The following is an 11,769-nucleotide window of genomic DNA, read 5'->3' as shown; positions in this document are numbered from 1 at the left end:
CGCCCAAAAGGCGCTAAACATCGCGCCGAGTTTCTTTCTCTAGCGGGACCGATCACCCATGGCGCGGCAATTCATCTATCACATGCAAGGTCTCACCAAGACCTATCCGGGCGGCAAGAAGGTCCTCGACAATGTCCATCTGTCCTTCTACCCGGACGCGAAGATCGGCGTGCTCGGCGTCAATGGCGCCGGCAAATCGACCCTGCTGCGCATCATGGGCGGCATGGACAAGGAATATACGGGCGAGGGCTTCGTCGCCGAGGGCGCGCGCGTCGGCTATCTGCCGCAGGAGCCGCAGCTCGATCCAGAGCTCGACGTGCGCGGCAATATCATGCTCGGCGTCGCCGACAAGAAGGCGATTCTCGACCGCTACAATGATCTCGCCGTGAATTACTCGGACGAGACCGCCGATGAGATGACCCGCCTGCAGGACGAGATCGAGGCCAAGGGCCTGTGGGATCTCGACAGCCAAGTGGATCAGGCGATGGAGGCGCTCGGCTGCCCCTCCGACGACGCCGACGTCACCAAGCTCTCCGGCGGCGAGCGCCGCCGCGTGGCGCTGTGCCGCCTGCTGCTCGAGCAGCCGGAAATGCTGCTGCTCGACGAGCCGACGAACCATCTCGACGCCGAGACGGTGAATTGGCTCGAGGGCCATTTGCGCAATTATCCGGGCGCGATCCTCATCGTCACCCATGACCGCTACTTCCTCGACAATGTGACGGGGTGGATTCTCGAGCTCGATCGCGGCCGCGGCATTCCCTACGAGGGCAATTACACCAGCTGGCTGAAGCAGAAGCAGAAGCGCCTCGCCCAGGAGAGCAGCGAGGACAAGGCTCGCCAGCGCGCCCTCGAGGCGGAGAGCGAGTGGATCGCCGCCTCGCCCAAGGCGCGGCAGGCCAAATCCAAGGCGCGTATCCAGCGCTATGAGGAATTGGTCGCCAAGCAGAACGAGAAGGCGCCGACCACGGCGCAGATCGTCATTCCGGTGGCCGAGCGTCTCGGCGCCAATGTCATCGATGTCGAGCATGTGTCGAAGGCCTTCGGCGATCGCCTCTTGATCGACGATCTGACCTTCAAGCTGCCGCCCGGCGGCATTGTCGGCGTGATCGGCCCCAACGGCGCTGGCAAGACGACGCTGTTCCGCATGATCACCGGTCAGGAAAAGCCCGACAATGGCGCCGTCACTGTCGGCGAGAGCGTGCAGCTCGGCTATGTCGACCAGTCACGCGACGCGCTCGACGACAAGAAGACCGTGTGGGAAGAGATTTCCGGCGGCAATGACATCATCTATCTCGGCAAGCGCGAGATCAATTCGCGCGCCTATTGCGGCGCCTTCAACTTCAAGGGCAGCGACCAGCAGAAGAAGGTCGGCATGCTCTCCGGCGGCGAGCGCAATCGCGTGCATCTCGCCAAGATTTTGAAGCAGGGCGCCAATGTTCTGCTGCTCGACGAGCCGACCAATGATCTCGACGTCGACACGCTGCGCGCGCTGGAGGAAGCGCTGGTGGATTACGCCGGCTGCGCGGTCATCATCTCGCATGACCGCTTCTTCCTCGACCGCATCGCCACCCATATGCTCGCCTTCGAGGGCGATTCGCATGTGGAATGGTTCGAAGGCAATTTCGCCGATTACGAAGAGGACAAGAAGCGTCGTCTCGGCATCGACAGCGTGATTCCGCATCGGCTGAAATATAAGAAATTCTCGCGCTGAGGCCCCCTCCCGCACCCTCCCCCGCTATCGCGGGAGAGGGCTTTTGCGAAGGCGTGCTACGGTTTCCGCGTGAATGCCACGCATTCCGCATGGTCGTCATTGCGAGGAGCGGAGCGACGAAGCAATCCAGAACCGCCCCACGGCTCTGGATTGCTTCGCTTCGCTCGCAATGACGGCCGTGCGGTCGTCGCTTTTTCGAGCGAAGAATCAGATGGAAACCCGATGATGAGCGGCTAGCGCATTCTTCACACAGCCTCCCGCCCTTTCGCGCGCGCCCGCGGCGCCTCCTCTCCCGGCTCCTCCGCGACGCCGCGGCAAATCTCCACGATCTCGCGCCGCAGCCAGGCGTGCGCCGGCTCGCGGTCTTGCAGCGAGTGCCAGACCATCAAGAGATCATAGGTCGGGAACTCGATCGGTATCTCCAATATTCGCAGCGGCGCGAGACGCACGAAATGCTCGGCGATGCGCAGCGGCAAGGAGAAGACGAGATCGCTGCTCGCCACGATCCAAGGCGCCGACAGAAAATTCGGCACGACGAGCGACACCTTGCGCGCGAGGCCGCGGCGCTCCAGCCAATCGTCGATGATTCCGGTGCCCGCCTCGCGGCGCGACATCAGCATATGCCGCGCCGCGACGAATTGCTCGAGCGTCGGCTCATCGGTCGGAAAATCCGGGTGGTCGCGCCGCACCAGCGCGACGATGCGATCCGTGTAGAGCCGCTCGCGCCGCACATAGGGCGTCGAATCCAAGATAACGTCGAAGCCGATGACGAGATCGACGTCGCCGGCGTCCGCCGCCTCGCGCAGCGAGCCGGAGGTCTGCACCAGATGGATCTCCACATTGGGCGCCTGCCGGCTCACCGACCGCATCAGCGGCGGCAGCAGGCAGAATTCGACATAATCATTCGTCGCGATCGTGAAGCGCCGCTGCGTCGTCGCCGGCGAGAATTCCTTCGAGCCGCGGATCACCAGCTCGACCTCGTTCAATATGGAGGCGACGGGCTCGACCAGGGCGAGCGCGCGCTGCGTCGGCCTCATGCCCTGCGGCGTCTTCACCAGCACCGGATCGTCGAGCTGCTGCCGCAAGCGCTGCAGCACATGGCTCATCGCCGATTGGGTGATGAACATCTTCTGCGCCGCGCGCGACACATTGCGCTCCTCCATCAAAAAATTGAAGGCGACGAGAAGATTGAGATCGAAGTTCCGCAGCTCGGTCATTTGTCCGCCATCCGCATCGTCGCGCGCGCGAGGATCGTTCGGAAGATGACGCCAGAACGGCGCCTTCGACGCCACTGAAAATTTTCGATCGCGCGATGAAATCGATGCATTTGCGCGCGCTCGGGACGGACCATGCCATTCCTCGCCCCGCCGCGAAAGAGCGCAGGCGGCCTCGCCCCCTCATGATCGTCCCCGATGGCTTCCCGCGCGCTCCTCCGAGGGGCGGAAGGGCGAGGCGAGGGGATGCGGCGTCACATTGCGGCCGCGAACCATCTCGCAACCGCGAAAAGGAGTCTGCGCAAGAAATGGACAATCGCGGAAAAACCCTGGTTTTCCGGGCGATTCGCGGCGGCGGCTGCGGCTTGACACGAAATGGCGCTGCCCATATGTTGCGCGCGGCTCGAACGACTTGGCCGCCCGGCCGATTTCGCGTCGCGTCGAAATCCCTTCCGTCGCCCCTGTCCGGGCGTTTCTTCGGCGATCATCTATGCTGCTCGCGCGTGCTCTGAAGCTTTTGCGCGAGGAGGAGAGCCGATGACGACGGACAAGAATGTGAGCGACCGCGAGCTGCGCGCGAGACTGGAGAGGCTCCAGGCCGAGCTCGGCAGCAAGGAGGAGGAGCGACGCGCCGAGACTGGCGGCGGATTGCCGGTCGGCGGGTCGTTCGGAAAGGCGCTGAGCGCGGGTTTCACCGTGCTGTCCGAATTCGTCGCGGCGATTCTCGTCGCTACGCTGATCGGATGGCAGGCGGATCGCTGGTTCGGCACCGGGCCGTGGCTGCTGATCCTGTTTCTGGGGCTCGGCGTCGCTGCGGGCTTCTACAATGTGTTTCGCTTCGTCGCGCCGAAAGACGCGCGAGGCGGCGGATGAAACAGGCGGCCCGACTCCCTCGGCGCCGCGGAGATGAAGGGCCGGGCGCCGTCCGGATCGAGCGATGAATCCTACCGAGCAGTTCGAGCTCCAGCGTATTGCGCCTTACTTCATCAATGGCGTCGACGTCTCCTTCACCAACGCCTCGCTCTATATGCTGCTCGCCGCCTCGGCGGCCATCATCCTCACCATATTCGCGACGTCCAAGCGCGCGCTGGTGCCGGGCCGCGGACAGGCGCTCGCCGAGGTTCTCTACGAATTCGTCGCCAATACGGTGCGCTCCACGGCGGGCAAGGAAGGGATGCGCTTCTTCCCCTTCGTCTTCACGCTGTTCACCTTCATCCTGATGTCGAATCTGATCGGCCTCGTCCCCTACACCTATTCGCTGTCGAGCCAGATCGTCCTCACCTTCGCCTTCGCGGCTTTCGTTCTCCTTCTGGTGATCCTCTACGGGCTCTATCGCCACGGCTTCGGCTTTCTGCGGCTGTTCGTGCCGCATGGCGTTCCCGCGCCGGTGCTGGTCATTCTGATCCCGATCGAGATCATCTCCTTCCTGTCGCGGCCCGTGTCGCTCTCCGTTCGTCTCTTCGCCAACATTCTCGCGGGCCATATCACGCTCGCAGTGTTCGGCGGTCTCGCGGTGATGCTGCTGGGCGCCGGCTCCTGGGCGGCGCTCGCGCCGGTCCCGGTCCTCGGCGTCGTCGTGCTCTACGCTCTGGAGCTGCTGGTCAACTGCCTCCAGGCTTTCGTCTTCACCGTCCTCACCTGCGTCTATCTCAATGACGCGATCCACCCGGGCCACTGATAAATATTCGAACAATAAATGGTCGCCCGTCTAAAAAAGAGCAGGAGCTAACAATGGCTGATGTTTCCGTCTACGGTCCGATCGGCGCTGGTCTCGCCGCCATCGGAACGGGCGCCGCCGCTATCGGCGTCGCGATCATCTTCGGCAACTATCTCAACGGCGCTCTGCGCAATCCGTCGGCTGCGGCCGCCCAGTTCACCAACGCCATCATCGGCGCGGCGCTGGCCGAAGGTCTCGGCATCTTCGCGTTCCTGATCGCGATCCTGCTCTATCTCAAGGCCTAAAGGCCTTAATGAACGAAGGCTCGGGACGCGTCCCGAGCCTTTGTCGTCTCCCACGCAGACAAGAGGCTGGAAGCCGTCATGGCGAATATCGTTCTCGCCGCCGAAGAGGCGGCGCCGCATGGAGCCCATGAGCCGAGCGCGACGCAAACGAGCGTCGAGCATCACGGCGGAGGCGAGTTTCCGCCGTTCCAGACGGAGAATTTCGTTCCGCAGCTCGTCTGGCTGGCGCTGACCTTCGGGCTTCTCTATCTTCTCATGTCGCGCATCGCATTGCCGCGCATCGGCTCCATCCTGCACGACCGCGAGAGCCGCATCGAGAGCGATCTCTTCGCCTCGCGCGAGCTTCAGGCGAAGGCGCAGGAAGCCGCCGCCGCGCATGACGAGAAATTGCGCGTCACCAAGGCGCAGGCGCAGGACATCGGCCGCGCCGCCCAGCAGCAGGCGGCCGCCGACACCGCCACGCGCCGCGCGAGCGAGGAAGCCGCCTTCGCCGAGAAGGTCGCCGCCGCCGAAGCGCAGATTCTCGCCGCCAAAACCGAGGCGCTGGCCAATGTCGAGGCGATCGCCACCGACGCCGCCGGAGCGATCCTCGAGAAGCTGACGGGCGCCCGTTTCGCCGCCGAGACGCTGCAGGGCGAATATCGTAACATCAAGGCGAGCTGAGAGGTCGAGCCATGCATTTCGACGCGGAAGTTTTCGTCGCCATCGGCTTCGGCATTTTCGTCTGCGTGCTGCTCTATGTGGGCGCGCATAAGAAGCTCGCGGCCGCGCTCGACGCGCGCGTGATCCGAATCAAGAGCGAGCTCGCCGAGGCCGAGCGCCTGCGTAGCGAGGCCGAGAGCCTGTTCGCCTCCTTCGAGAAGAAGCGCGAGGAGGCCGAGGAAGAGGCCAAGGCGATCGTCGCTCAGGCCAAGAGCGAGGCCGAGCTGCTGGCGACCGAAGCGCGCCAGCGCCTCGAGGACTACATCACCCGCCGCACCAAGCAGGTGGAGGACAAGATCGCTCAGGCCGAGGCTCAGGCCGCCGCCGAGGTGCGCGCCAGCGCCGCCGACGCCGCGGTGAAGGTCGCCGAGGCCGTGCTGCGCAAGGGCGTGGCCGGAACCGATTTCGTCTCCGCCGGCATTGCGGATGTGAAGTCGCTGGCGCACTGATCGCCGCGCTCTTCCGGGAGGCGGCCGCGCGCCGCTTCCTCAGAGAGACCAAAGCAAAACACGCCCGAAGTCGCGAGACTTCGGGCGTTTTGCTTTTCGCGAATGGGCGGGCGACGGTCGGCTCAGAGGCTGGCGGCCCGAAAGGGCTTCCCCTTCCGACTCGCGGTCCCCGACGTCACGCTGCGCGCGCCAGCTCGCCGATCGTCATGGCCGGGGCGGCCGCCCGGACGGTCAGGCCGGCGGCGGAAACACGGCCCGACGCCCCCGTCAGAGCGCCTTTCGTCAGCTCGAGGCCGAGAAAGCGCTCGCGCTCGACTGGACCTGGCATTGTGAGCCCGTCGGTGAAGCGGGTCTCGAAACCGAAGCGCGCATAATAGGGCGCGTCGCCGACGAGCAGAACGGCGCGATGATTGCGGACCGCCGCGCGCGACAGGCCCGCCTCGATCATGGCGGCGCCGAGGCCGAGAGAGCGATAGTCGCGCGCCACCGCGAGCGGGCCGAGCAGCAGAGCCGGACGTCCCGGACCGGCGAAGATCGCCCACATGCGCATTGTGGCGACGAGGCGATCCTCATCCTTGCAGACCAGCGCGAGACCGCGCGCCGGCTTGCGGCCTTCGCGCAGCCGCTCGCAAGTCTTCAGAAAGCGCGCCGGGCCGAAGGCCGCGTCGAGCAGCGCCTCGCGCGCGGCAATGTCTTCCGAGGCTTCCTCTGAGATCACGCAAACGGGGCGGCGAGCCGAGCGGCTCGCTGCCGCGGCCATGCCGACGCCCGGAAAGTCGAGCGATCCGGTCTCGTGCCGAGAGAGTTCAAAGGCCATCGGTTCCTCCCTTCGAGGACGGACGACCCTCGCGCCTGGCGCGCAAAGCCGCGCGCCCGCCGAACGGGACAGAGATTTGGGCGGAGGCCGCGAGCCGAGAGGCTCGCGGTCGAGAGGCGTCAGATGACGAAGGATTCGAGCGGCGGGAAGCCGTTGAAGCCGACCGACGAATAGGTCGTCGTATAGGCCCCGGTTCCCTCGATCAGCACTTTCGAGCCGATCTCCAGGCTGATGGGCAGGAGATAAGGCTCCTTCTCATACAGCACGTCCACCGAATCGCAGCTCGGCCCGGCGATGACGCAAGGCGCGGTCGCGGAGCCGTCCGCCTCGGTGCGGATCGGATAGCGGATCATCTCGTCGGTCGTCTCGGCGAGTCCGTTGAACTTGCCGATGTCGAGATAGACCCAGCGGACCTCGTCCTCACGCGACTTCTTCGACACCAGCACGACCTCGGCCTCGATCACGCCGGCGTTGCCGACCATGCCGCGGCCCGGCTCGATGATCGTCTCGGGAATGCGATTGCCGAAATGCTTCGACAACGCCCGGAAGATCGCCTGCCCATAGGCCTTAACGGCCGGCACATTCTTGAGATAGCGGGTCGGAAATCCGCCGCCGAGATTGACCATCTGCAGCTGAATGCCGCGCTCGGCCAGATCGCGGAAGATCGACGAGGCCGACTTCAGCGCGCCGTCCCACATGTTCGGATTGCCCTGCTGAGAGCCGACATGGAAGGAGACGCCATAGGCCGAGAGACCGAGGCGATGCGCGTGCTCGAGGACGCGCGGCGCCATATCCGGCGCGCAGCCGAACTTGCGCGACAGCGGCCATTCGGCGCCGGTTCCGTCGCAGAGAATGCGGCAGAAAACCTTGGAGCCGGGGGCGGCGCGGGCGATCTTCTCGACCTCCGCCTCGCAATCCACCGCGAAGAGGCGCACGCCCAGCGCATAGGCGCGGGCGATGTCGCGCTCCTTTTTGATCGTGTTGCCGAAGCTGATGCGCTCCGGCGTCGCGCCGGCGGCCATGGCCTGCTCGATCTCGACAACGGAGGCCGTGTCGAAGCAGGAGCCGAGCGAGGCGAGCAGCGAGAGCACTTCCGGCGCCGGATTGGCCTTCACCGCATAGAACACGCGCGTGTCCGGCAGCGCCTTGGCGAAGCTCGTGTAATTGTCGCGCACGACCTCGAGGTCGACGACGAGGCAGGGGCCGACATCGCGTCCGGCGCGACGACGGGCCTCCAAAAATTCGCGAATACGATCCGTCATTTGCGGCATCCCCAACGAAGTCGCGGCATGAAGAGCCGCGGAGTGGCCAAGGGCTTCGATCGGATGCACGACGTCGTTTGCGCAGCACGCTGTGGAGGCGCGCTGAACATCGAGACGACTGCGTTCCATGACCGTCACGGCCTCGCTCGCGGCGAAGCGCAGGACGGTCGGGTGATGCGCCGTCGGCTAGACGAAACACGGACGCGAATGTCCAGACGGACATCGAATCCGATTCGAATAGCCATCGCTTGGAAGGGGATTTTTCCCTTTCCGCACGCCCGGCAAGAAAGACAAGCCTCTTCGGTACGCCGACCTTTGGAGGGTCGACAGAGACGAAAAAGCCCGGTCCGTCGTTGCTTTAAGTCGCGATCCCTCGCTCAGGCGAGGTTCGCCGGTTTCGCCTCCGGCTGCCGGTTTTATTCCGATGGTTGACCGGCCTCTTGTCCGGATCCCCATCGACCGACACACGACCACAGGCACGTGCGAAAGTGGGCGAGAACGTAAATACGCGCTTTCGCCCGCTCTGCAAGGGCTTTTTCGCGCCCCGGCGAAATTTGTCGCCCTTTCGCCCATTTTGCGCCCCGCCCGGGGTGATAGCTCCACCGTCTTGCGGGACGGCGCAAAGCCGGATAGGCAGAAGCTCGGACGGGGCCGGGCGACGCGCGCCGCGCTCGCAGACGAGGCGGCGTCCCCAAGAACGCCCGATTCGTCTGCGACCCCGATTCGTCTGCGACCAGAAGACGGGCTTCCGCCCGTCGCTCAATTTTCTCGGAAACCGACTGAAATGATCGACATCACACGCCGCCGGCTTCTGGGCGCGATGGTCGCGGCGGGCGCTCAGGCCGCGCCGCTCGGGCGCGCCGTGGCGCAATCCGTGCAGAACGGAACGCAGCCGCGCTTCGGCCTCGAGGATGTGGCGCGCCGCGCTCGCGACCTCGCCGGCGCGCCTTTCGAGGCGGCGCCGCCGCAGCTGCCGGACGAATTGGCGAAGCTCGACTTCGATTCTTTCCGCGATCTGCGCTTCCGGCCGGAAAAGGCGCTGTTCTCGAATATTCCGGGCTCTTTCCGTCTGCACACCTTCCATCTGGGCTTTCTCTACAAGCGCCCGGTGACGGTGAACACGATAAGGGACGGCATACCGACGCCCATTCCCTATTCGGCGGCGCTGTTCGACTATGGCCGCAACAAATTCGAGCGGACGCTGCCGATCAACATAGGCTTCGCCGGCTTCCGCCTGCATTTCCCGCTCAATGATCCGCATGTGCACGACGAGGTGATCTCCTTCCTCGGCGCCAGCTATTTCCGCTTTCTCGGCCGCGGCCAGCGCTATGGCCTCTCGGCGCGCGCGCTCTGCGTCGACTGCGGCGACAATACGGAAGTCTTCCCCTTCTTCCGCGAGTTCTGGATCGAGACGCCGCAGCCGGGCGGCAATCGCATCACCTTCTATGCGCTGCTCGACGGCGAGGCGGCGACCGGCGCCTATCGCTTCGATCTGACGACGGGCCAGGACAGCACGATCGACGTGCAGGCGACCATCTTTCCGCGCCGCAAGGCGAAATTCGGCCTCGCGCCGCTCACCTCCATGTATCTCACCGGCGAGAACGACCGCCGCATGCGCGACGGCTTCCGCACAGAGCTGCATGATTCGGACGGGCTGCTCGTCCATGGCGAGTCGAAGGAATGGCTCTGGCGCCCGCTCGCCAATGCGCCCATCGCGCGGCTCACCACTTTCTCGGACCCGAATATTCGCGGCTTCGGGCTGATGCAGCGCGACCGCAATTTCGAGACCTATCAGGACATCGATCTCGCCTATGAGCGGCGGCCGAGCTATTTCATCGAGCCGCAAGGCTCATGGGGCGAGGGCGCCGTCGAGCTGCTGGAGCTGCCGACGCTCGACGAGACCAATGACAATATCGTCGCGGCCTTTGTCGGCGCGCAGCCGCTGGAGATCGGCAAGCCCTTCTCCTACGCCTATCGCATCACCTCGCTGCTCGATCTGCCGCGGCTCTCGCCCAATGGCCGCGCGGTGAACACATTCGAGGCGCCGGCGCGGGCGCTCGGCTCGAGCGAGGCGACGACCTTGGGCGCGCATCGCTTCATCGTCGATTTCGCCGGCGGCGATCTCGCTTATTACGTCAATGATCCTGGGCAGGTGGAAGTCGTCGCCTCGGCGACGAATGGCACGGTCATCCGCTCGAGCGTCGCCGCCAATCCGCACATTGACGGCATGCGCGTGATGTTCGACATAGCGGTGAAATCCGGCCAGACGGCGGATATTCGCGCCTTCCTCAAGGCCGGCCCGCTGACGCTGACGGAAACATGGACCTATCCGTGGACGGCGCCGTGAGGGGCGAATAGAGGTTGGCGAGTAGCGAATAGACAGCTCGCCGCCTGCTACTCGCTATTCGCTGGCGACTTCACACTCCCAAGCTCATCTGCGGATCGTCGCTTCCGCCCGCGGGCGCGAGCGAGGAGAGCGTGACGCCGAGCAGGCGCACGCCTTTCTCCGACGGAAACAGCGGGCGCAGCAGCGCCAGCGCGCAGGCCTCCAGCGCGGCGCGGGAGGCGATCGGCGCGGCGCCGGTGCTGCGCCGCGTGATCTGCTGAAAATCCGCATATTTGACTTTGAGCGTCACCGTGCGCCCTTCGATGCGCGCGCCTTCGCAATGGGCGGCGACGCGCGCGACGATGGGCGCGAGAGCGGCGATCGCCTCCTCGAGCGCGAAGAGATCATGCGCGAAGGTCACTTCCGCGCCGATCGATTTGCGAATGCGGTCCGGCCGCACCGGACGCTCGTCGACGCCGCGCGCGATGCCGTAGAAATAGCCGCCCGATTTGCCGAAATGCCGCTGCAGAAAGGGCAGCGGCTTGCTGCGCAGATCGAGCCCCGTCTCTATGCCGAGCGCATTCATCTTCTTCGCCGTCGCCGGCCCCACTCCGTGAAACTTGCCGATCGGCAGGGCGGCGACGAATTCCGCGCCTCTGTCCGGCGTGATGACGAAGAGGCCGTCCGGCTTGTTCTGATCAGAGGCGAGCTTGGCCAGAAATTTATTGTAGGAGACGCCCGCCGAGGCGGTCAGCCGCGTCTTCTCGCGAATGCGCGCTCTTATCTCCTCGGCGATATGGGTGGCGGAGGCGATCTTCTTGCGATTTTCGGTGACGTCGAGATAGGCCTCGTCGAGCGAGAGCGGCTCGACCAGCGGCGTGTAATCGAGGAAGATCGCGCGAATGCGCCGCGACACATCGCGATAGACGTCGAAGCGCGGCGGAACGAAGAGAAGATCGGGACATCGCCTGATCGCGGTGACGGAAGGCATGGCCGAGCGCACGCCGAAAGCGCGCGCCTCATAGCTCGCCGCCGCCACGACGCCGCGCTCGCGCGGCGAGCCGACGGCGACGGGGCGTCCGCGCAATCGCGGATCGTCGCGCTGCTCGACCGACGCATAGAAAGCGTCCATGTCGATATGGATGATCTTGCGTTGCGACGCCATCGGGTGAGGAAACGCCGAGCGGCGACGCCGCGGAAGCGCGAAGCTCTCACGTCGCTCCGTCGGATTCAAGCCGAGGCCGCGCGTGACGTCCCGCATCTTCGCGGCGGCCGGCCCCTTGGAACCATGGCCGCGCGCGCCAGTTGAGTGAGCCTCGACGCCGC

The 11,769-nt window shown here is 65.1% G+C and carries 11 protein-coding genes; 7 read left to right on the top strand and 4 right to left on the bottom strand.

Annotated elements, in window-relative coordinates:
• The first annotated feature begins 58 nt into the window (after positions 1–58).
• Positions 59–1,711 (top strand): energy-dependent translational throttle protein EttA, encoded by a 1,653-nt coding sequence (gene ettA / locus ACT53T_RS21490; RefSeq protein WP_036293883.1) that lies wholly within the window; start codon positions 59–61, stop codon positions 1,709–1,711.
• 245 nt (positions 1,712–1,956) lie between these two features.
• Here the strand turns inward: ettA and ACT53T_RS21485 are convergent, their stop codons facing one another.
• Complete coding sequence (locus ACT53T_RS21485) at positions 1,957–2,928, bottom strand: LysR family transcriptional regulator (protein ID WP_476162755.1); 972 nt, start codon at positions 2,926–2,928, stop codon at positions 1,957–1,959.
• Between the two features lie 534 nt (positions 2,929–3,462).
• Between ACT53T_RS21485 and ACT53T_RS21480 the strand changes: the two genes are divergently transcribed.
• The 5 genes from ACT53T_RS21480 (at position 3,463) to ACT53T_RS21460 (ending at position 6,038) form a co-directional block, all read left to right on the top strand.
• On the top strand, positions 3,463–3,798 hold the full coding sequence (locus tag ACT53T_RS21480; RefSeq protein WP_018267104.1) for an AtpZ/AtpI family protein: 336 nt from the start codon (positions 3,463–3,465) through the stop codon (positions 3,796–3,798).
• A gap of 64 nt (positions 3,799–3,862) precedes the next feature.
• The gene (locus tag ACT53T_RS21475; protein WP_018267103.1) at positions 3,863–4,603 is read left to right on the top strand and encodes a F0F1 ATP synthase subunit A; all 741 of its coding nucleotides are present in this window, start codon (positions 3,863–3,865) and stop codon (positions 4,601–4,603) included.
• A gap of 53 nt (positions 4,604–4,656) precedes the next feature.
• On the top strand, positions 4,657–4,887 hold the full coding sequence (locus ACT53T_RS21470) for a F0F1 ATP synthase subunit C (RefSeq protein WP_018267102.1): 231 nt from the start codon (positions 4,657–4,659) through the stop codon (positions 4,885–4,887).
• Between the two features lie 78 nt (positions 4,888–4,965).
• Positions 4,966–5,550, top strand: a complete 585-nt coding sequence (locus ACT53T_RS21465) for a F0F1 ATP synthase subunit B family protein (RefSeq protein WP_476162754.1) — start codon at positions 4,966–4,968, stop codon at positions 5,548–5,550.
• Positions 5,551–5,561: 11 nt separating this feature from the next.
• Positions 5,562–6,038 carry a F0F1 ATP synthase subunit B family protein gene (locus ACT53T_RS21460; RefSeq protein WP_400770046.1) on the top strand — a complete coding sequence of 159 codons (477 nt, stop codon included), beginning with the start codon at positions 5,562–5,564 and terminating at the stop codon, positions 6,036–6,038.
• A 175-nt stretch (positions 6,039–6,213) separates the two neighbouring features.
• Here the strand turns inward: ACT53T_RS21460 and ACT53T_RS21455 are convergent, their stop codons facing one another.
• Complete coding sequence (locus ACT53T_RS21455; protein ID WP_476162753.1) at positions 6,214–6,855, bottom strand: GNAT family N-acetyltransferase; 642 nt, start codon at positions 6,853–6,855, stop codon at positions 6,214–6,216.
• 119 nt (positions 6,856–6,974) lie between these two features.
• Positions 6,975–8,117 (bottom strand): type III PLP-dependent enzyme, encoded by a 1,143-nt coding sequence (locus tag ACT53T_RS21450; RefSeq protein ID WP_476162752.1) that lies wholly within the window; start codon positions 8,115–8,117, stop codon positions 6,975–6,977.
• Between the two features lie 784 nt (positions 8,118–8,901).
• Between ACT53T_RS21450 and ACT53T_RS21445 the strand changes: the two genes are divergently transcribed.
• Entirely contained in the window at positions 8,902–10,464 is a 1,563-nt protein-coding gene (locus ACT53T_RS21445; protein ID WP_018267097.1) for an OpgD/OpgG family glucan biosynthesis protein, read from the top strand.
• Positions 10,465–10,534: 70 nt separating this feature from the next.
• On the opposite strand, the gene dinB is transcribed toward ACT53T_RS21445, so the two are convergent.
• A complete protein-coding gene (gene dinB, locus ACT53T_RS21440) occupies positions 10,535–11,608 on the bottom strand; it encodes a DNA polymerase IV (protein WP_476162751.1) in 1,074 nt (357 codons plus the stop codon).
• Between the last annotated feature and the right edge of the window lie 161 nt (positions 11,609–11,769).

The organism is Methylosinus sp. DMC45, from assembly GCF_056313885.1.
Note: the sequence above shows the minus strand (reverse complement) of the source record. Positions and strands in the feature narration are given on the sequence as shown.

What these genes read in the sequence shown, in the direction of transcription:
- ettA (WP_036293883.1), top strand. Translation starts at nt 59, where the DNA reads ATGGCGCGGCAATTCATCTATCACATGCAAGGTCTCACCAAGACCTAT.
- dinB (WP_476162751.1), bottom strand. Translation starts at nt 11,608, where the DNA reads ATGGCGTCGCAACGCAAGATCATCCATATCGACATGGACGCTTTCTAT.
- ACT53T_RS21450 (WP_476162752.1), bottom strand. Translation starts at nt 8,117, where the DNA reads ATGACGGATCGTATTCGCGAATTTTTGGAGGCCCGTCGTCGCGCCGGA.
- ACT53T_RS21445 (WP_018267097.1), top strand. Translation starts at nt 8,902, where the DNA reads ATGATCGACATCACACGCCGCCGGCTTCTGGGCGCGATGGTCGCGGCG.
- ACT53T_RS21465 (WP_476162754.1), top strand. Translation starts at nt 4,966, where the DNA reads ATGGCGAATATCGTTCTCGCCGCCGAAGAGGCGGCGCCGCATGGAGCC.
- ACT53T_RS21475 (WP_018267103.1), top strand. Translation starts at nt 3,863, where the DNA reads ATGAATCCTACCGAGCAGTTCGAGCTCCAGCGTATTGCGCCTTACTTC.
- ACT53T_RS21485 (WP_476162755.1), bottom strand. Translation starts at nt 2,928, where the DNA reads ATGACCGAGCTGCGGAACTTCGATCTCAATCTTCTCGTCGCCTTCAAT.
- ACT53T_RS21470 (WP_018267102.1), top strand. Translation starts at nt 4,657, where the DNA reads ATGGCTGATGTTTCCGTCTACGGTCCGATCGGCGCTGGTCTCGCCGCC.
- ACT53T_RS21455 (WP_476162753.1), bottom strand. Translation starts at nt 6,855, where the DNA reads ATGGCCTTTGAACTCTCTCGGCACGAGACCGGATCGCTCGACTTTCCG.
- ACT53T_RS21460 (WP_400770046.1), top strand. Translation starts at nt 5,562, where the DNA reads ATGCATTTCGACGCGGAAGTTTTCGTCGCCATCGGCTTCGGCATTTTC.
- ACT53T_RS21480 (WP_018267104.1), top strand. Translation starts at nt 3,463, where the DNA reads ATGACGACGGACAAGAATGTGAGCGACCGCGAGCTGCGCGCGAGACTG.